We start from the raw sequence: 20,268 nt of genomic DNA on the forward strand, positions 1-20,268 counted from the left end.
TTTCAATGCCACGTGCGTACATCGTACACCTTTTTAACCTAATTTTGCGCAATTAAAAATACCCATTTCATCTGTGCCCAACAAAGAGACCGACCAGTTGTATTACCGTTTAAAGATCCTGAGCCAACGCTTGAGGCAATTCGGTAATTTGAAAAACTTAGGGTATTTACCCCGATGGATCATTTTATCCATAGATACAGGTATTGTGGCAGTAAGTGCCATTTTTATGTACGTAATGGTACACAGTATGGGACTGCAAGCCTTTGAATGGTATGCAGTGTACTACATTATACCGACCTACTTTCTAGTCAACATCTTTTTCTTCTGGTTGTTCAGAACGTACTCCGGAATCATCCGACATTCCTCGTACATCGACGCCATTAAATTGGGCTTCGCCACCTTTTCCACCTTAGTGGTGCTCATTATCATCAACTATACCGTAGTACTAGTAAAAGGTGAGAAGATTTTCATGAACGTGGCGCTGATCATCAATTTTGTAATTTCATTTGTCACCTTGTTTGCCTACCGAATTGTCGTAAAACAAACCTTCGAACGCTACCTCTCCGAAAGCAATAAAGACGAGTTAATGCGGGCCCTAATTTACGGTTCCGACGAAAACGCACTTGCAGTAGCCAATGCCTTAATCGCAGAACGCCCAAAGCGATTCAAAGTAGTGGGGTTTGTAGACAAACACAAGCAAAACACCGCAAAACGAATCTTAAACTTACCCATCATCAGCCTGCGCAAACGCGTACCCGTACTCATGCGATCCATCGACGCAGAAGTACTGGTAATCGCCGACAAAACGCTGACCAAAGAAGAAAAACTAACCATTGTAGACGAATGCCTGGAATTCAACTACAAAGTATATACCGTGCCCTTAATTTCCGACTGGGAAGACCAAAAAGGCATCGCTAAAAAAATCAAAACCTTCCAAATACAAGATTTATTAGAGCGCAAGCCAATTGTATTGGACAACCATGCCATATCAAGCCAACTACAAGACAAAGTGGTACTAGTTACAGGCGCTGCCGGTTCGATCGGAAGTGAAATTGTACGCCAAATCATCGCCTTCAATCCAAAGATGATTTTAATGGTCGACCAAGCCGAAACACCCTTGCACAATTTGTCGCTAGAAATAGGACAAATGAAGTCATCCGTAAAGGTACTACCCCTCATTTCAGACGTGAGAAAGCAAGAAGCCATGCGCCACGTATTTGAAAAATACCGTCCCGCAGTCGTGTTTCATGCAGCGGCCTACAAACACGTTCCGTTAATGGAACGCAACCCCGCACAAGCCATTTTTGTCAACGTGATGGGCACAAAAATAATAGCCGATTTAGCCTGCAAATACCACTGCGAATCCTTTGTGATGGTGTCGACCGATAAAGCCGTAAACCCAAGCAACGTAATGGGAGCGAGCAAACGGATTGCTGAAAAATACGTACAAGGCCTGCACCATAAACAACGGTTGTCAAAAGAAGGGTGCGAGAAAACAAAGTTCATTACCACCCGATTTGGAAACGTACTGGGCTCAAACGGTTCCGTAGTGCCGCTTTTTACCGAGCAAATTGCAAAAGGAGGCCCAATAACCATTACGCATCCCGACATCATTCGGTATTTCATGACGATTCCAGAGGCATGCCAATTGGTCTTAGAAGCTGGTGCCATGGGAAATGGGGGAGAAGTATACATTTTCGACATGGGCAAACCCGTGCGGATCATCGACTTAGCGCACAAAATGATTCGACTAGCAGGTTACACCCCAGAAGTTGAAATTAAAATTAAAATAGTAGGCCTGCGTCCAGGCGAAAAACTGTACGAGGAATTGTTGAACGATGCCGCAAAAACATTGCCAACCTACCACGAAAAGATCATGATCGCCCAAGAAGAAATGGAAGATTTTGAAGCGCTAAACCATGCCGTGGACGAGCTGATTACAGAAGCCAATCAGTACACCACAAATGAAATTGTACTTAAAATGAAAGCAATAGTGCCGGAATTCATCAGCATGAACTCCGACTTCGTACTGCTCGATAAATAAAAGTTGCACGATTGCTGATAAATTGTAACTTTGCCTTTTTTAAAAAAGAACTATGATTAAGAAATTAATGGCTGCTGTTGCACTAGTAGTCGTGTTGGGCTCGTGTGCCTCACGCGAAAAATTACAATACTACCAAGGCATTGCAGAAGCAGTGCAACAAGATGCGCTCACCTACAACCCCATACTGAAACACGATGATTTATTGATGATCATTGTTTCTGCACAAAATCCAGAAGCCGTAAAGGACTTTAACCTCGCATCGTATGGTGTGATTGCCGATGGGTCTAATACCCTAGGACGTCCAGATTTGGCAGGAACGCAATTGCGGTACCAATCCTACTTAATTGACAATAAAGGAAATATTGAGTTCCCTGTGTTGGGTACCATTAAATTGGGAGGGATGGAACGAAGCGCTGCGGTTGAACTGTTGAAAAGCAAAATCCAACAGTATGTAAATAACCCAGCGGTTACATTGCGGATTTTAAATTACAAAGTAACGGTACAAGGAGAGGTAACACGACCCGGAACCTTCAGTACAACGACCGAACGCATTACTTTACCCGAAGCGTTAGGCATGGCAGGAGATTTGACCATCTATGGAAAACGCGACAACATCTTGATCATTCGCGAAATAGGTGGCAAAAAATCCTACAATTTCGTAGACTTAACAAAGGCAGATTTCATTAATTCGCCGTTCTACTACTTGCAACAAAACGACTTAGTCTATGTAGAACCCAACAAAACAAAAATGAACAGTTCGGTGGTAGGAGCCAACATCAGTGTAATTTTGACGTCCGTGTCCTTGTTAATAACCATAGTAGCGCTTTTAATTCGATAAAACATGCAACAACAAAATTTCAACTCCACCGAGCAAGAAGACGACAACGATTTTAATTTAAAACAACAACTGGAACGCTACTTAGTGCACTGGAAGTGGTTTGTGTTGAGTGCACTTGTTTTTGTGATGGGAGCATTTTTATATTTGCGCTACGCTACACCTGAATACAATATTGCTGCGACAGTCTTAATCAAAGACGATAAAAAAGGGGGTATTGGATCGGAATTAGGGAGTTTTGGCGACTTAGCCGCTTTAACGGGTGTCAAAAGCAACGTAGACAATGAGCTGGAAGTACTGAAGTCGCGTACGCTAGTGCAGAAAACCGTAAAAGACTTAAATCTAAACATCTCCTATTTCTCAGACGGCCGTGTAAAAACCTCTGAATTATACACATCAAGTCCGTACAAAGTACAGTTCTTTGAAGTGGACAAAGACTTCTATCAAAAAGACACCACCTTTGTCATAAAAAGCAACGGAACGAACGATTTTACGATCGAAAATGCAGAAGGAGCCACAAAAGGAACCTATAAATTTGGTGCCACAATACCAATGGTTTTCGCCAAAATGGTCGTGATTAAAAATGAAACTGAAGGAAAGGCAGAACGTAAAGCTACGGTGACGGTTCAGTTGTCTAAATTGGAACGGGTAACCAACAAGTACCTTGCGAAATTGAAAGTGGATGCGATCAACAAAACATCAAGTGTGTTGACGCTATCCATGGTGGATCCGGTAAAAGAATTGGGAGAGGATTTCATCAACCGTTTGATCACCAATTACAACCAAGACGCCATCAACGATAAAAATGAAGTAGCACGCAGTACCGATCTTTTCATCAACAAGCGACTGGCAGCGATCACAACCGAGTTAGACACAGTCGAAGGAGCAATTGAGTCCTTCAAAAAAGAAAATAGAGTAACCGATATTGTCTCCGAAGCACAAGCATTCTTAACTACAGCAACGGATTACCAAAAGGAATACTTAAAGATCCAAACCAAGAAAGCAATTGTAGACGACGTCATGCAAATGCTGAACAGAGCCACTAATGAAGATGTAATCCCTACCAATTTAGTGCCGGACGAAGGAAATACAAGCGGCTTGATCCAACAGTACAACTTAATGGTGTTGAATAAAAAACGCTTACTAACGGACGCAACGCCTGCCAACCCTGCTGTACAGAACCTGGAACAGCAATTGACCGGCTTGAGACAAAGCATCAAGCAAAGTTTGAAGAACTTGCAAAGCGCGTTGGTAATCAACGAACGCGACTTAAAAAGACAAGGTAACGTATTGGGAGGCAAGATCAGCGAAATTCCAACCCAAGAACGCGAAGCACGAGTAATTGGGAGAAAACAAACGGTCAAAGAAGCATTGTATTTATACCTTTTGCAAAAAAGAGAAGAAAATGCCATTGCATTAAACGTCACAGCACCCAATTCTAAGACGATTGATACGGCGTATGCCAATCCAATTCCCGTGGCGCCTAAGAAGAACATTATTTTCTTAGCAGCACTATTGTTGGGACTATTGCTTCCTTTTGCGATCATTTACATTTACGATTTATTAGATACCAAAATCAAATCGCGGGCAGACATTGAAGGGAAAATACCCGTACCGTTTATTGGTGATGTGCCGAAATCAGAAACACACAACGAGCTCATCAGCGCGAGCAGTCGTTCGAGTTCAGCAGAAGCGATGCGGATCATTCGTACCAATATGGATTTCATCCTCAACCAGGTACCAGATGGCGTGGCTAAAACCATCTTCATGACGTCCACGTTCCCAAAAGAAGGAAAGACATTCGTGTCGGTAAACTTAGCAGGTACATTTGCCCTGTCGGGTAAAAAAGTACTGTTAATCGGAATGGACATTCGGAACCCAAAACTAGACGAGTACATGGACTTGCCCAACATTGGAGTAACCAATTACCTCTCTACTAAAAACGCCGATTTGCATAGTTTCATATTCAGACAAGAAGGATACGAACATTTTGATGTGATGTCAGCGGGTGTGATTCCGCCTAATCCAGCAGAGCTGTTGATGAGTACAAAAGTGGAAAGCATGTTTGCGATCCTCAAGAAAGAATACGATTACATCATCGTCGATACCGCACCAGTCAGTCTAGTGACCGATACGTTACTGATCGCGAAGTATGCGGATGCATTTATTTATGTAGTCCGTGCAAACTACCTCGACAAACGAATGCTGAAAATTCCTGAAACCCTATACAGAGAAAAGAAATTGCCGAACATGTCCATCTTACTGAACGATACCGATACCACCAAAGGCTATGGGTACGGCTATGGGTACGGTTACGGCTACGGCTACGGTGTGGAAGAGGTCAAAGAACCTTGGTACAAAACACTATTCAAATTTAAATAAAAAGAAGCCTTCGGGCTTCTTTTTTGCTTTCGTGCGATTCCACGATTCATGCGCGATCGTCCCGAGGCACTAGGAATGATTTCTATTTCTATTATAAATCAGCTCGACACTTACTCAAAAATCAGCACTCACAATCCACCATTTTTTCATCTCGAGGAAAGAGGATACGTGCTTTTCAGCGAACTGGCGAAGCAATCGCTGCATCAGAACATTTTTTTCAATAAAAGCCAGAATTGAATTCCTGATAAGTGTCAAATGATTTGAATTAGTTTGATGGAGCTGAGACTGGACCCTGAAATAAATTCAGGATGACAAAATAAATGTATATTTCTGTACAAAAAAAATAGTAGCGACGCTATAATGTATTCTAAATCCACAATTCAGAACTTTGTCATACTGAACTCGTTTCATCAAATGATTTGAATTAGTTAGATAAACCTGAGACTAGACCCTAAAATAAATTCATTATGACAAAACAAAAGTATATTTCTTTACAAAAAAGAGCAATAGCGTCCCTATAATGCATTCTAAATCCACAATTCAGCACTTTGTCATACTGGACTCGTTTCATCAAATGATTTGACTTAGTTAGATAGAGCTGAGGCTAGACCCTGAAATAAATTCATAATGACAAAACAAAAGTATATTTTTTTCCAAAAAAGCGCAGTAGCGTCGCTATAATGCATTCTAAATCCACCTTTCAGAACTTTGTCATACTGAACTCGTTTCAGTATCTCCAATCATCCAACTCTTAACGACACTTGCGGTTAAACTTTTAAAAAGACAACTGCATTTCCACATTAAAACGGTATGAAACACAATCCTTTTATCTTCAATCCTTCAATCCTTCTATCCTTCAATCCTTCAATCCTTCAATCTTTCAATCTTTCAATCTTTCAATCTTCCATCTTCCATCTTCCATCTTCCATCTTCCATCTTCCATCTTCCATCTTCCTTCTTCCTTCTTCCATCTTCCATCTTCCATCTTCCATATCTGAATCACGTTGCTCTATATTGCTACAACTCATAATTCATAAATCTATTCTCATAAAGTTGCTCAAAACTGTCAATTGTCAACTGTCAACTGAGAACTTCCTCCGTCTTCCAATGCTCCAATCCTTCCATCTTTCAATCTTTCTATCCTTCTATCTCTCAATCTCTCAATCCTCAAATCAGCCACAAAAAAAAAAGGACCTGTTGAAAAATATCAACAAGTCCTCTACAATTTTTATCTATTCCAGTAAGTTTTCAACCTACAACCTACAACCTACAACCTACAACCTACAACTTTTCTACTTCGCAATATTCACCGCTCTGGTCTCCCGAATAACCGTAACCTTCACTTGACCAGGATAAGTCATTTCCGTTTGTATTTTCTGTGAAATATCAAACGATAAAGAAGCTGCGTTGTCGTCGCTTACTTTTTCACTTTCTACAATCACACGAAGCTCACGACCCGCTTGAATAGCGTACGCATTTTTCACACCGTGGAATCCAAAAGCAATTTCTTCTAAATCTTTTAAACGTTGAATATAAGAATCCAATACTTGGCGTCTTGCTCCAGGACGTGCGCCAGAAATAGCATCACAAACTTGTACGATTGGTGCTAACAATGTTTTCATTTCAATCTCGTCGTGGTGGGCTCCAATTGCGTTGCAAACCTCTTCTTTCTCACCGTATTTCTCCGCCCATTGCATTCCCAATAATGCGTGAGGCAAATCACTTTCAGTATCAGGCACTTTTCCAATATCGTGAAGTAATCCAGCTCTTTTAGCTAACTTGACGTTCAAGCCTAATTCTGCCGCCATGATGCCACAAAGTTTCGAAACTTCTCTCGAGTGTTGCAACAAATTCTGTCCGTAAGAAGAACGGTATTTCATTCGACCCACTACTTTAATCAACTCCGGATGCAATCCGTGAATTCCTAAATCGATTACGGTACGTTTACCAACTTCGATGATCTCGTCGTCAATTTGTTTCCTTGTTTTCTCAACCACTTCTTCAATTCGCGCTGGGTGAATTCTTCCGTCGGTTACTAATTTATGCAAGGCCAAACGAGCGATCTCTCTACGAACGGGGTCAAAACAAGAAAGGATAATCGCCTCTGGCGTATCGTCCACAATGATTTCAACACCTGTTGCCGCTTCAATGGCACGAATATTCCGACCTTCACGACCGATAATGCGACCTTTCACATCGTCACTTTCAATATTGAAAACAGAAACACAATTCTCCACTGCTTCTTCGGTTCCAACACGTTGAATCGTATTGATAATAATCTTTTTAGCTTCTTGTTGAGCCGTCAATTTTGCTTCCTCCATGGTGTCTTGTAGATAAGACATCGCGCTACTTTTAGCTTCCGCTTTTAAACCATCGATCAATTGGTTTTTAGCATCTTCTGCCGAAAGACCTGAAATCACTTCCAATTGCTCCAATTGGCTTTTGTGCATGCGTTCTACTTCCTGCTGTTTGCGGTCTAAGACTTCAATCTTACTTTCGTATTCTTTCGTTTTGGCTTCAAATTCATCACCCGATTTCTTCGCTCGAGTTAATTCTCCTGAAACTTGTGATTCTTTATCGCGGATTCTTTTTTCTACTTCCGCTACTTTCTTGTCACGACCCAAAATAACTTGTTCGTGTTCCGATTTCATTTCAATAAACTTCTCTTTGGCTTGAAGAATCTTATCTTTCTTGATGTTCTCTGCTTCTAAATTGGCTTCTTTTATAATAGAAGAAGATTGTAGTTTTGCATTTTTAATCAAGCTCGAAGAACTGCTTTTTTCCAACTTCTTTGCGATTGCAAAACCTACGGCAGCTCCTATGATTGCTGCTAAAATTATAATTACTATTGATTCCATTTGCTGTTTTTGTTTGTATATAAAAAAAGCCTACATTAGGGAAATGTATAAACTCGAAAGGACAAGTTTTGAGCTAACTCACTGTTCAAGCTTCCGTACTGAAACGGCTTGCTCTAGTAGCGATGATTTGCTCATTCTAATTTGTTAGTGTTGAGTTTACCAAATAAAAACTAATGTAGGCAGTATTTTTAGTCTGTGTTAAGAACGTATTATTTTGTGAGAAAGCGGTCCAATAAAGCATTCAAATTCTTCAATTTGTCAATCGTATTCGTGTGGTCTTCGACTTTATCCAGTTGTTTTTGCTCCACTTGTGTTGCAAATTGCAACGCACACATGGCCAAAACATCTTGTTTGTCTCGAACAGCATAATTTTCTTCAAATTGCTTCATCATTACATCAATTTTCTTGGAAGCACTTCGCAGTCCTTCTTCTTGTGCCATGTCCACATTCAAGGGATAGACACGGTCGGCAATTGATATTTTAATTTTAAGCTTTTCGTCCATATTATTTAGTCTGATAACTGCTTGATACAGTAGTCAATTTCCCGAATTAATGCATTTATTTTAAGCTTCGTCTCTCTTTTATTTTCGTCACTGCCAAGTAAGGAATTTGCCAATTTCACTGCTTCATATTGCTTTTGCAACACTTCAATAGCCGCTGATTGCCGCTGGATGATCAATGCAGATTGCTCCAATTCTAGTTTTAAATCTCGAGAGTTTTGCTCTAATCCTTCTAGTTTACTAAAAAGTTTAAGCACCTTATCTTCAAGAGTATCAACTATATCTGCAATTTCACTCATCGAATCATTATTCATTACTTATAATCACAAAGTTAGTATTCCTATTTTATTACGCAATAGTTTTACGCTTTTTTTACTGATAATCTTCTTTTCTGCGTTAATAATGTGACGAATAGTGCGTTATAAAATTATTAAAATTGAATTAGTGCCTCATTTAAATTATTTATATTAGCCAAAAATGTAAACCATGTATATCCGCCTCCTGCTTCTCGTTATTTCTTTGAATCTTTGTGCTCAAAATGAGTATCCAAAAGACTATTTTAAAGCACCTTTAGACATTCGGTTGAACTTGTCGGGTTCGTTTGGTGAGTTAAGAAGCAACCATTTCCATACGGGATTGGATTTCAAAACCAATCAAAAAGAAAATCTAAATGTGTACGCTGCCGCAGACGGGTATGTTTCTCGCATTAAAATTTCAAGTTACGGCTACGGAAAAGCAATTTACATTACGCACCCTAATGGGTACACAACCGTTTATGGACATTTGAATCAAGGAAGCGGCAAAATTCAAGACTATATTAAAAAAGCACATTATAAGGAGAAAGCATTTGAAATTGAACTTTTTCTGAAACCGGACGAATTGGTGGTTAAACAAGGCGAAGTTATCGCACTGTCAGGAAATACGGGTGGTTCGGGTGGACCGCATTTGCATTTTGAAATTCGGGATACCAAATCTGAAAAACCGATTAATCCACTACTTTTTGGATTCGATGCATTGATAAAAGATACCAAAGAGCCGGTCGTAAGCACATTGATGGCGTATCCGATTGGCGATAATTCCATTGTGAATAAATCCCAAGAACCACTAGCAATCAATTATACAAAGCAACCCGATGGCACGTATACGACCGATAAAGTTTTAGTCAACGGAGCGGTTGGTTTTGGAATCAACGCCTATGATATGTTTGATTTCAATTACAATAAAAATGGAACCTATCAAGTACAGTCGTTTTTGAACGGAAAGCAATCCTTTAATTATGAGTTCAACACGTTTGCTTTTGACGAAAGTCGCTACATCAATGCACTTTTGGATTATCCAAGATTTAAGAAAACGGGCGTTCGAATTCAAAGATTATTTATGAGTAATCCGTATCCATTAAGTATTGTGAAGTCGGATAAAAACAATGGAATTGTTGTGGTCAAGCCAAATATCAGCAACACCTATCGCATCGAAGTAAGAGATTACAACAATAATAAAGTGGTCATTAATATTCCCATTCAGTATGCGGCTGCAGTTGCCGAAACGCCAAGTAAAGTTATAAAAACACCGTATTTCTTGAAAGCCAATAATGACAACATGTACAAAAAAGACAACATGTCGGTTTTCGTGGAAGAAGGCACATTCTACGAAGATTTTTATGTGAATTTTGATGTAAAAGAAGATACGTTGACCTTTCACGATGGTTCTGTTGCCGTTCATAAAAACTTTAAAGTCACGATCGACGACAATTCGTTGACCGAAGAACAGAAGAAAAAAACATTTATCGCTTCATTAGACGGGAAAAGCAAACGATACAATTCGACGAAAGTCAAAGACAGTACCTTTACGGCCTATACTAAAAACCTAGGAAAATTCTTTTTAGCACAAGACACCACAGCTCCAAAAGTGCGTCCAGTAAATATTTCGGAAGGAAAATCCTTAAATGCTCAAAGTTCCATAGACTTTACGATAAGTGATGACCTTTCAGGAATCAGTTCATATAATGGTTACATCAATGGAAATTGGATTCTATTCGATTATGACTATAAAAAAGCACGAATTACGTACGATTTCGACGGCCAATTTTTGAAAGACGGCCGAAACGAATTTAAGTTGGAAGTAACCGATAATGTAGGGAATTCTACTATCTTTGAAACGCACTTTTTTAGAAATGCTAAATAAACACGTCGACCTTTTGAAAACAAAACACCTACTGCTTTTTTTATTTATTTGTGCTTCGATTGCGAATGTTTTCGGACAGACCGCTCGAATAAAAGGAGTTATTCTAGACGAAAACAACCAGCCTGTTCGCGATGTAACGATTTCTATTTCAACTAAAAGCACGATTTCAGACGCAACGGGTTTTTACGTTTTAGAAGTACCTGCGAACAAAAATACCACGATTGTCTTTTCTCACGTCAGTTTTAAAAATGTCTTCATTACCAAAACATTTGCAACGAATGAAGATTTCGAATTCAATCCCGTTTTGAACAGCAGAACGGAACAAATGGGCGAGGTGATTGTGGTGAAAAATAAACGGGACCGAATTGAAGGCATAGCCAACATCGATCCTGCTACGATTCGGAAAATTCCAGGAGCGAATGCAGGAGTAGAAAATGTATTGAAAACCTTCGCAGGCGTAAATGGAAATAACGAATTGAGTACCCAATATTCGGTTCGCGGTGGAAATTACGATGAAAATTTAGTTTATGTGAACGAAATTGAAGTTTATCGACCTTTTCTAATTCGTTCAGGTCAACAAGAAGGTTTGAGTTTTACCAATACTGATTTAGTGGAGAATGTTGATTTTTCTGCTGGAGGATTTCAAGCGAAATTTGGCGACAAACTTTCCTCTGTTTTAGATATTACGTATCGTATTCCGAAGAAATTTGGCGTTGCAGCCGAAGCGAGTTTTCTTGGCGGAAGCGTTGCTGTTGAAGGTGTTTCTAAAAATCAAAAATGGACAGGAATCGCAGGAATTCGCTACAGAGACAACAGCCTTTTAGTAAACAGTCAAGAAACGGAATCGAATTTCAAACCCACTTTTGCCGATGTGCAAACTTATTTGACTTTTACACCAAATACAAAATGGCGCTTCAGCTTTCTTGGAAATATTTCTCAAAACAAATACTATTACCAACCGTTAACGCGGCAAACCAACTTTGGAACGATCGATGAACCGATTGCTTTAAACATCTTTTATCAAGGGCAAGAAAAAGACGCGTACAAGACTTATTTTGGAGCCTTAAAATCAGTGCATGAAGTCAATGAAAATTTCACTTTAAAACTGATCGGTTCTGCTTATCATACGACGGAACAGGAATATTTTGATATTTTGGCACAATATGCGTTAGGTGAAGTGGACGGCAACTTGGGATCTGAAAACTTTGGTGAAGTTGTTTATTCAGAGGGTGTCGGTTCGCAGTTGAATCACGCCCGAAATAATTTAGATGCCTTGATTTTCAACGGAGAAATAAAAGGAATCAATAAAATTCAAAACAATACGGTTGAGTGGGGTTTTAAATACACCCGCGAAGACATTCGAGATAGAGTAGTGGAGTGGGAAGTGATTGACTCAGCAGGATTTTCTTTGAATCCGCCCATTGTACCCTTTTTAGGAAACAACCAGCCTTACGAGCCGTATATTGGGCCATTGGTTCCTTATAATAATGTTCGGGCAACAAACTTTGTCAATATTAATCGGTACTCCGGTTATGTACAATGGAGTAATAAAGGGAAATTAGGAGCAGCCGATATTTGGTACAACGCCGGAGTGCGAGGCCATCAATGGACCGTTTCTGGTGACGGTCTAAATGCTAATTCGCAGTTTGTATTCAGTCCAAGAGCTTCAATTGCATTAAAACCAAAATGGCAAAAAGACATGGTGTTCCGGGTGTCCGGAGGTGTGTACCACCAACCGCCTTTTTTCAGAGAATTGCGAAACCAAGAAGGAACCGTTCTTCCGGATGTAAAAGCACAACAATCCATTCACATGGTGTTGAGCAATGATTACAGTTTTAAAATGTGGAACCGACCTTTTAAATTGGTTTCTGAACTCTATTACAAATCATTATCGGATGTAAATCCGTATACGTTAGAAAATGTCCGCATACGTTATGCAGCTGACAATAATGCAAAAGCATTTGCACAAGGACTTGACGTTCGATTGAATGGTGAATTTGTTCCCGGAACCGAATCATGGTTGAGTTTTGGCTACATGAAAACAGAAGAAAACATTGACAACAAAGGCTATATTGCGCGACCAACGGACCAACGATTGAAATTTGGCGCCTTGTTTCAAGATTACATGCCCAATATTCCAAGTGTAAAAGTATATTTGAATATTCTATACAACACAGGACTTCCCGGAGGTTCGCCATCGTATGCAGATCCTTATGTGTACCAAAGTCGGTTGAGGGATTACCGCCGTGCCGATGTTGGTTTCTCCTACGTCTTAACCGAAAACAATGCGAATCGTTCTGAAAACCATTGGCTTAAAACGTTTGAAGATTTGTCCATAGGCTTTGAAATCTTTAATTTGTTCAACAATCAAAACGCAATTACCAATACGTGGGTACGTGACGTGTACACCAAAAATCAATACGGTGTTCCGAATTATTTGACCACACGGGTATTCAATTTGAAATTGACTGCCAAACTTTAAATCACGATTTTAGATTTTAGAAATAGATTTGTTATATTTGAATCAATTACAGCGACCATGAAAAATAGTAAACTTGTATTTATAGCTCTAGCTTCTTTGATGTTTTTCAATTGTAAAGAAGAGAAAGAGACGCCAAAAGTGACGTATGAAGATACGTCCAAAACAGAAATTAAAACAACTCCAATCGATTCATCGCAAATTGCAATCGCAGATTTGCCGATTCAAATGGAAGGGACTTCCTATTTGCTGCATCCCATTGGCGACTTTAGAGTTTACGAAGGCCGTGCGAAATCAACCTACGGAACTTCAAATACCGATAAAGTGAGTTTTACAGTTTCGAATTACAACCGCTTTGAATTAACCGGATTTTTACAGAACATCAAATTCCAACACACGGATTCAACTGAAATGCATCTCTTGACCGACAAGAAAATGGTGATCAGTAATGTGAGTTACTTGAATACGATATTCGAAAAATCTAAAAAGCAATTGTTGGTGTACACCATTGTAGATATGGATACAAATCGCGATAAAAAGTTAGATTCGAACGACATAAAAGCGTTATATATCAGTACGATTTCAGGAGGAACCTTTAAGAAGTTAAGTGCAGATATGCAGGAATTGATTGATTGGAATTTAGTAGAATCTAAAAACAGATTGTACTTTAGAACGATTGAAGACACAAATCAAAACGGTCAGTTTGACAAAAACGACCGAATCAACTACCACTTTGTAGATTTATTGAGTCCTGAATTTACGATTGAGAATTACGATCCTATTTAAAAGAAATAGTTAAAAAGTGTTGTAATGATGGCAATTAGTATAGAAACGACTTTGATAATTACGGCAACCATGGTACTAAATTTTAAAGTTCTACACAAACTTACAAAATAATTTCTATAACATTTGTTCTATTTTATGTTAATTCCTAGAAAAGAGCAAATTGCAGGGTCTAAATAAGAATGTCGCTTTCTAAATCCGACTTTTCAGTTTCGAAATCAAATCCCAAACGAGCGATTAAATCCATCACCAATTTCTTATACCAATTCTCTGATTTTGGGTGAATGTAGATTTTCTCAATGAGTTCTTTAATATCAATTCCTATTTTAACACCATTGTCAATTTCTAAATTGAAATTGGTTAAGTCAGAAATCACGCGAACTTCCCGTTCGTATTGAAAACTTTTTCGCTTAAATAGAAACGGAAAGAAGGTGTTGTCAAACGGAATGTATTCTTTTTTATAATCAATGTAATTAACTTCGCCGATGTATTGTTTGTATTCCGTGTCCACTTCAAGTGCTTTCTGTAATTTCCCTAAAGTAGATTGAATAGCCAATCCTTCGTTTTTTTGAGTGAATATTTGCCACATGGCGAACGATTCATATTCATTAATATGCCAACTGCTAATCACCACATTTTTGCGGTGCGTTTTGTAGTAATCCAAGAAATTGGGATTGTCTTTCGCTAATTTTTTAATCTCCTCGTAAGTCGGCTCGCTGAACGTTCCTTCGTATTGGTCTTCAAATTTATCGGACCTTGACATAAATAGCTTTTGATACAGCAATAAATCGACAAATTTAGACAAGTCCAAATATTTCCAAATAATGGTATCTGGATCTTCGGCAAGTCGAATGTTTTTGTCTAAAATATACATTTAAAAAGCTTTTGGAAATTTCATTGAATATTGTCCCGCATAAAATCCTGCAAGAATCCATATTACAATAAATCGACTTAAGTTTTCTTGCACAACGTCGTCTCCGAATATATAATCCGCACCGATAATTAAAACAACAGAAATAATTATAAAAAGCATTCCGAAATATTCTCTTTTCATACAGTTAAAATTATAAATTTTTACTCAAAAGACTGCATATTCACCAACCGTGTGTAGGTTCCATTTAAAGCTAATAATTCATCGTGCGAACCTTGTTCCGCGATCTGACCGTTCTGCATTACTACAATTTTATCCGCTTTTTGTATGGTGGAAAGTCGGTGTGCAATAACAATCGATGTTCTATTTTGCATCATGTTTTCCAATGCTACTTGTACGAATTTTTCACTTTCTGTATCCAAAGCAGAAGTCGCTTCATCTAAGATCATTATCGGGGGATTTTTCAAAACTGCTCGAGCAATCGATAAACGTTGTTTTTGTCCACCAGACAATTTGTTTCCGCTGTCGCCAATATTGGTATAAATTCCTTTTGGTAATTTGTCTACAAATTCAAAAGCATTCGCGATTTTCAACGCATCAATAATTTCTTCATCAGAAGCATCAAGTTTTCCTAAAGCAATATTTGCTTTAATCGTATCGTTAAATAAAATGCTGTCTTGCGTGACCAATCCCATTAAGCCACGAAGCGACTGTAAATCTAAATCTTTGATGTTGCTTTCGTCAATTTTAATTTCACCGTCGTGAACGTCGTAAAAACGAGTCAGCAAGTTTGCAATCGTACTTTTCCCACTTCCCGATTGTCCCACTAAAGCAACTGTTTGTCCTTTTTTAATATCCAAAGAAAAGTTTTTCAAAACAATCTCATCTTCATATTTAAAATTGATGTTTTTAATAGAAACTTTATCGTGAAATTCATTTTTTGAAATAGCATCCAATTTATTCTGAATTGGATTTTCTTGGTCTAAAATCTCTAGAATTCGTTCTGCTGCTGCATCTCCTCTTTTTACGGCATAAGAAGCTTTAGAAATAGATTTAGCAGGCGTTAAAATATTGTAAGCCAATCCCATGAATCCAATAAAAACACCACCATTCAAGGTTTTCTCGACCAAAACCATATGTCCGCCGTACCAAAGTAAAACGGCTATTACAAATATTCCCATAAATTCACTTACGGGTGAAGCTAAATTTTGTCTATTCCCAATTGCGTTGGATAAATGATAAAATCTTGTTGTGGAATTTTGAAAGACGTTATTGAAATAATTTTCAGAATTATAGCTTTTTACTACTTTTAGTCCGCCTAATGTTTCTTCAATAGTAGAAAGAAATACGCCTTGTTCTTCTTGCACTTTAGTAGATTTTTTCTTCAATTGTTTTCCAATTAATGAAATGATATAACCTGAAATAGGAATAAATATAAAGACAAAAAGTGTAAGTTTCACACTAATCAAAAACATGGCGGTAATTGTAAAAATAATAGTAAGCGGTTCTTTTACGATAATTTCTAAAATGGAAAGCATCGAGTTTTGAACTTCATTTACATCGTTTGAAATTCGAGCAATCGTGTCCCCTTTTCGTTTTTCAGAGAAAAAAGCAATGGGCAATTCAAGCGTTTTTTTGTACAATGTATTTCGCATGTCTTTTACAATTCCATTTCGTAGGAAAGTGATAAAGTACATCGCGAGGTAATCAAACAAGTTTTTTAGCAAGAAAATGGAGATAATTACCGCTACTAAAACACCTAAAGTAAAGCTAATGCCGTTTTCATCGGTAAAACGCGTCAGGTGAAAACTTAAAAAATTAGTAAGAAAACTTTTTAACTCGCCAAGCGTCGTATAAACGGGTTGTACGTAATTTTTTTTGTCTGTGCCAAATAGTACATCTAACATTGGCATTAAAGCAATAAAGGACAACGTACTAAAAAGCGCGTACAGAATGTTGAAAAATATGTTTAAATAAGCATATTTTTTATACGGCTTTACAAAAGGAATAATTTGTTTAATACTGCTCATTAAATGACGTTTAAATCTTCTAAAATTAATTTTATTCTCAAGTCTAGTGATTTTTCTTTTCGTTCAAAATCATCTTTGGAGTCTAAATCTGTGGTTACACTAACGTAAAATTTAATCTTTGGCTCTGTACCACTTGGTCGTGCTGCAATTTTTGAACCGTCTTCCGTGTAGTAAATCAAAACGTTTGATTTAGGAATAGATAGCGCTTCTACTTCGTCAGTCAATAAGTTTAAAGCAGTCGAATTTTTATAATCTTCTACCATAATCACCCGTTCGCCACCTAATTCTTTCAACGGATTTTCGCGTAAATCAACCATCATTTGATTGATTTCTGCAACGCCTTCAATTCCTTTTTTAGTTAGTGAAACTAGATGTTCTTTATAGAAACCAAAGTCGATATATAAGTTAATTAATTCTTCATAAACGCTACTTCCATTTGCTTTTGCTTGAGCGGCAATTTCGCAAATCAATAAAGTAGCTGCAACAGCATCTTTATCACGAACTGCATCGCCAACCATAAACCCGAAACTTTCTTCACCACCTCCGATGAATTCAAGTTCAGGGAAATCCTTAATCATTTTCGCAATCCATTTAAATCCTGTCAATCCAACTTTGCATTCCACATCGTATCCGTCTGCCAAAGCCAACATCATGGGAGTAGAAACAATCGTTGAACCTACAAATTGTTTACCATTTATTTTTCCTGCTTTTTTCCATTGTTCCAGTAAAAATGCGGTCATCATCACCATGGTTTGATTTCCGTTCAGCAAAATCATTTTACCTTCTGTATCTCTAACTGCAATACCTAATCGGTCGCAGTCTGGGTCGGTTCCAATAACAATGTCAGCATGTAATTTTTCGGCTAAAGCCAAGGCCATTGTCAAGGCTTCCGGTTCTTCGGGATTTGGAGATTTAACCGTTGGAAAATCGCCATTCGGAACCGATTGTTCGGGAACTAAATGCACATTTTTGTATCCTGCTTTCGCCAAAGTATCCGGAACAATTTTAATTGAAGTTCCATGAAGTGAAGTGAAAACGATGTTCAAATTGTCTTTTGCAGCAGCATCAGTATTAAAACTTGCATTTTCAATAGATGATTTTATAAATGCTTCATCTACCTTTTTATCGATGTATTCAATTAATTTTTCATTCGCATGAAATTGAATTTGGTCGTAACGTAAATTCTCGATTTCATTAATAATTGCAGCATCTTGAGGCGGAACTAATTGACCGCCATCTTCCCAATATACTTTGTACCCGTTGTATTCAGGAGGATTGTGAGAAGCAGTAAGTACAATTCCGGCTTGACATTTCAAATATTTTACAGCAAAGCTCAATTCAGGTGTAGGTCGCATATCCGAGAATAAATATACTTTTATTCCGTTTGCCGAAAAAACATCAGCAACCACTTTTGCTAAAGTGTTGCTGTTGTGCCTACAATCAAAAGCGATAGCGACACTCAATGCTTTATTTGGAAAAACCTGCTTCATGTAATTCGCAAGACCTTGCGTGTTTTTTCCCAACGTATATTTGTTAATACGATTGGTTCCAACACCCATAACGCCACGCATTCCGCCCGTTCCAAATTCTAAATTCTTATAGAAACTTTCTTCCAACTCTTTTGGAGACGAAGTCATCATTTCTTTGATTTTATTTTGTGTGTCTTCGTCAAAAGTGGGTGTTAACCATTCATTTACTTGACTTAATATGTTTTCAGGAATATGCATATTTTTATTTATTTGTGTATCCTATTTTTTTTCGTTCGTTCTGTTCAATACTTTTTTTATCGGTATTCATCAAATAATTCAAAGCATTATATATTTCTGGGAAATGTTTTTCAACATCTGTGATTCGCTTTGAAACTTCTTCCAATGATAAAATTGAATTGCGAAGCAGTACAAAAGTCCGCATAATCGCAATATTTACTTCAATTGCTTTTGAAGATTTTAGTACAGAAGATAGCATTGCAACGCCTTGTTCTGTAAATGCAAACGGCATATATCTAGTTCCTCCATAACTTGAGGACGCATTTTGCGTCCTCAAGTTATCAAACTCTTCTTTATTCAATTCAAACATAAAATCTTCAGGAAATCGTTCTATATTTCTTCGAACGGCTTCTTTTAAGCGTTTAGTTTCAATTTCATAAAGTAAAGCTAAATCGAAATCAAACATTACTTTTTGATTTCGTAATACGTGAATTTTATTGTCGATTGTTTCTAAATTTGGCATGGCGTATATTTTTGAAGGTTATTAATTTATTTCTTTAAACTTGAGGTCACAAATTGTGACCTCAAGTTGTGAAATTATATTTTTGATGGTATCACGAATTATCACACCAACTATTTTAATCCTTTAAATCACCTCCGAAATCTTATACCGCTCTTCGTTATTCTTGGTTCTCAAAATAATTTCACCTAAAAAGCCTGCCAAAAACAATTGGGTTCCGATCATCATAGCGGTTAAGGCAATGTAAAACAAAGGATTATCGGTCACCAAAATCGTTGGATATCCTGAATTTAATTTTACTAATTTAATTATTATAATTGAAAGTGTTGCTAAAAATCCGATAACAAACATTATTGAACCTAAAAGTCCAAATAAATGCATTGGTCGTTTTCCGAAACGGGATAAAAACCAGATTGTAATCAGATCTAAAAATCCGTTTACAAAGCGGTCCATTCCAAATTTAGTCACGCCGTATTTTCGAGCTTGATGTAAAACTACTTTTTCACCGATTTTTCCAAAACCTGCATTTTTCGCTAAAACAGGAATGTAACGGTGCATTTCACCTGAAACCTCAATGTTTTTGACGACAATATTTTTATACGCTTTCAAACCGCAATTAAAATCATTCAATTCAACACCTGACGTTTTTCTCGCGGCCCAATTGAATAATTTTGAAGGTAAATTTTTTGAAACCACAGAATCGTAGCGTTTCTTTTTCCAACCTGAAACTAAATCATAATTTTGATTGATAATCATGTCGTATAATTCGGGAATTTCTTCAGGACTGTCTTGTAAATCGGCATCCATAGTAATAATTACATCGCCTTGTGCTTTTGCAAAACCTGCATGTAAGGCTTGTGATTTTCCGAAATTTTTAAGAAAACGAATGCCTTTTACATTTGAATTTTCAACGGATAAACCTTCAATAATTGACCAAGATTTATCAGTACTTCCATCGTCAATAAACAGGATTTCATAACTGTATTGATTGGCAGTCATCACTTTTACAATCCAGTTGTGGAGTTCTAGCAATGATTCGTCTTCATTCAGAAGCGGTATAACAATCGATAAATTCATAA

Annotated in this window: 16 protein-coding genes; 6 read left to right on the forward strand and 10 right to left on the reverse strand. The window is 37.8% G+C overall.

All coding sequences use genetic code 11. The features are described 5' to 3' along the window. Window positions 1–73 precede the first annotated feature (73 nt). From YWA_RS0110325 to YWA_RS0110335, 3 genes are read left to right on the forward strand one after another with little or no spacing between them, the layout of a single operon-like run. Complete coding sequence (locus YWA_RS0110325) at window positions 74–2,044, forward strand: polysaccharide biosynthesis protein (protein WP_245557712.1); 1,971 nt, start codon at window positions 74–76, stop codon at window positions 2,042–2,044. A gap of 52 nt (window positions 2,045–2,096) precedes the next feature. After that, window positions 2,097–2,882 carry a polysaccharide biosynthesis/export family protein gene (locus tag YWA_RS0110330; protein ID WP_022828439.1) on the forward strand — a complete coding sequence of 262 codons (786 nt, stop codon included), beginning with the start codon at window positions 2,097–2,099 and terminating at the stop codon, window positions 2,880–2,882. Between the two features lie 3 nt (window positions 2,883–2,885). Further along, a complete protein-coding gene (locus tag YWA_RS0110335) occupies window positions 2,886–5,261 on the forward strand; it encodes a GumC family protein (protein ID WP_022828440.1) in 2,376 nt (791 codons plus the stop codon). Between the two features lie 896 nt (window positions 5,262–6,157). Here YWA_RS0110335 and YWA_RS15855 read toward each other — a convergent pair. The 4 genes from YWA_RS15855 to YWA_RS0110360 form a co-directional block, all read right to left on the reverse strand. After that, entirely contained in the window at window positions 6,158–6,289 is a 132-nt protein-coding gene (locus tag YWA_RS15855; protein WP_262493618.1) for a hypothetical protein, read from the reverse strand. Between the two features lie 264 nt (window positions 6,290–6,553). Beyond that, on the reverse strand, window positions 6,554–8,119 hold the full coding sequence (rny, locus tag YWA_RS0110350) for a ribonuclease Y (protein WP_022828441.1): 1,566 nt from the start codon (window positions 8,117–8,119) through the stop codon (window positions 6,554–6,556). A 209-nt stretch (window positions 8,120–8,328) separates the two neighbouring features. Then, window positions 8,329–8,622 carry a cell division protein ZapA gene (locus tag YWA_RS0110355; protein WP_022828442.1) on the reverse strand — a complete coding sequence of 98 codons (294 nt, stop codon included), beginning with the start codon at window positions 8,620–8,622 and terminating at the stop codon, window positions 8,329–8,331. Between the two features lie 5 nt (window positions 8,623–8,627). Then, window positions 8,628–8,918, reverse strand: a complete 291-nt coding sequence (locus YWA_RS0110360; RefSeq protein WP_026718742.1) for a hypothetical protein — start codon at window positions 8,916–8,918, stop codon at window positions 8,628–8,630. A gap of 187 nt (window positions 8,919–9,105) precedes the next feature. Between YWA_RS0110360 and YWA_RS0110365 the strand changes: the two genes are divergently transcribed. From YWA_RS0110365 to YWA_RS0110375, 3 genes are read left to right on the forward strand one after another with little or no spacing between them, the layout of a single operon-like run. Then, window positions 9,106–10,800 carry a M23 family metallopeptidase gene (locus YWA_RS0110365; RefSeq protein WP_022828444.1) on the forward strand — a complete coding sequence of 565 codons (1,695 nt, stop codon included), beginning with the start codon at window positions 9,106–9,108 and terminating at the stop codon, window positions 10,798–10,800. Beyond that, window positions 10,790–13,282 (forward strand): TonB-dependent receptor, encoded by a 2,493-nt coding sequence (locus YWA_RS0110370; RefSeq protein ID WP_022828445.1) that lies wholly within the window; start codon window positions 10,790–10,792, stop codon window positions 13,280–13,282. The genes YWA_RS0110365 and YWA_RS0110370 overlap by 11 nt, the downstream gene beginning before the upstream one ends. 57 nt (window positions 13,283–13,339) lie before the next feature. After that, entirely contained in the window at window positions 13,340–14,065 is a 726-nt protein-coding gene (locus YWA_RS0110375) for a hypothetical protein (protein WP_022828446.1), read from the forward strand. Between the two features lie 169 nt (window positions 14,066–14,234). Here YWA_RS0110375 and YWA_RS0110380 read toward each other — a convergent pair whose 3' ends face one another. The 6 genes from YWA_RS0110380 to YWA_RS0110405 all read right to left on the reverse strand — a co-directional run bounded on the left by YWA_RS0110380 (window position 14,235) and on the right by YWA_RS0110405 (window position 20,266). After that, window positions 14,235–14,936: a hypothetical protein gene (locus YWA_RS0110380; protein WP_022828447.1), complete on the reverse strand. Its 702-nt coding sequence runs from the start codon at window positions 14,934–14,936 to the stop codon at window positions 14,235–14,237. Further along, a complete protein-coding gene (locus YWA_RS0110385; protein WP_022828448.1) occupies window positions 14,937–15,116 on the reverse strand; it encodes a hypothetical protein in 180 nt (59 codons plus the stop codon). 20 nt (window positions 15,117–15,136) lie between these two features. Then, window positions 15,137–16,963, reverse strand: coding sequence for an ABC transporter ATP-binding protein (locus YWA_RS0110390; protein ID WP_022828449.1), 1,827 nt, complete (start codon window positions 16,961–16,963; stop codon window positions 15,137–15,139). Further along, entirely contained in the window at window positions 16,963–18,690 is a 1,728-nt protein-coding gene (locus YWA_RS0110395) for a phospho-sugar mutase (RefSeq protein WP_022828450.1), read from the reverse strand. The genes YWA_RS0110390 and YWA_RS0110395 overlap by 1 nt, the downstream gene beginning before the upstream one ends. 4 nt (window positions 18,691–18,694) lie before the next feature. Continuing rightward, window positions 18,695–19,192: an ORF6N domain-containing protein gene (locus YWA_RS0110400; RefSeq protein WP_022828451.1), complete on the reverse strand. Its 498-nt coding sequence runs from the start codon at window positions 19,190–19,192 to the stop codon at window positions 18,695–18,697. 123 nt (window positions 19,193–19,315) lie between these two features. Next, on the reverse strand, window positions 19,316–20,266 hold the full coding sequence (locus YWA_RS0110405; protein ID WP_022828452.1) for a glycosyltransferase family 2 protein: 951 nt from the start codon (window positions 20,264–20,266) through the stop codon (window positions 19,316–19,318). Window positions 20,267–20,268: the final 2 nt, after the last annotated feature.

The sequence above is a fragment of the Flavobacterium antarcticum DSM 19726 genome (genome assembly GCF_000419685.1).
Taxonomy (GTDB): domain Bacteria; phylum Bacteroidota; class Bacteroidia; order Flavobacteriales; family Flavobacteriaceae; genus Flavobacterium; species Flavobacterium antarcticum.

Bases quoted from the DNA above. Each gene is read 5' to 3' on its own strand.
- YWA_RS0110370 (WP_022828445.1), top strand. From the start codon at position 10,790: ATGCTAAATAAACACGTCGACCTTTTGAAAACAAAACACCTACTGCTT.
- rny (WP_022828441.1), bottom strand. From the start codon at position 8,119: ATGGAATCAATAGTAATTATAATTTTAGCAGCAATCATAGGAGCTGCC.
- YWA_RS15855 (WP_262493618.1), bottom strand. From the start codon at position 6,289: ATGAGTTGTAGCAATATAGAGCAACGTGATTCAGATATGGAAGATGGA.
- YWA_RS0110380 (WP_022828447.1), bottom strand. From the start codon at position 14,936: ATGTATATTTTAGACAAAAACATTCGACTTGCCGAAGATCCAGATACC.
- YWA_RS0110400 (WP_022828451.1), bottom strand. From the start codon at position 19,192: ATGCCAAATTTAGAAACAATCGACAATAAAATTCACGTATTACGAAAT.
- YWA_RS0110365 (WP_022828444.1), top strand. From the start codon at position 9,106: ATGTATATCCGCCTCCTGCTTCTCGTTATTTCTTTGAATCTTTGTGCT.
- YWA_RS0110405 (WP_022828452.1), bottom strand. From the start codon at position 20,266: ATGAATTTATCGATTGTTATACCGCTTCTGAATGAAGACGAATCATTG.
- YWA_RS0110355 (WP_022828442.1), bottom strand. From the start codon at position 8,622: ATGGACGAAAAGCTTAAAATTAAAATATCAATTGCCGACCGTGTCTAT.
- YWA_RS0110390 (WP_022828449.1), bottom strand. From the start codon at position 16,963: ATGAGCAGTATTAAACAAATTATTCCTTTTGTAAAGCCGTATAAAAAA.
- YWA_RS0110395 (WP_022828450.1), bottom strand. From the start codon at position 18,690: ATGCATATTCCTGAAAACATATTAAGTCAAGTAAATGAATGGTTAACA.
- YWA_RS0110360 (WP_026718742.1), bottom strand. From the start codon at position 8,918: ATGAGTGAAATTGCAGATATAGTTGATACTCTTGAAGATAAGGTGCTT.
- YWA_RS0110385 (WP_022828448.1), bottom strand. From the start codon at position 15,116: ATGAAAAGAGAATATTTCGGAATGCTTTTTATAATTATTTCTGTTGTT.
- YWA_RS0110330 (WP_022828439.1), top strand. From the start codon at position 2,097: ATGATTAAGAAATTAATGGCTGCTGTTGCACTAGTAGTCGTGTTGGGC.
- YWA_RS0110375 (WP_022828446.1), top strand. From the start codon at position 13,340: ATGAAAAATAGTAAACTTGTATTTATAGCTCTAGCTTCTTTGATGTTT.
- YWA_RS0110335 (WP_022828440.1), top strand. From the start codon at position 2,886: ATGCAACAACAAAATTTCAACTCCACCGAGCAAGAAGACGACAACGAT.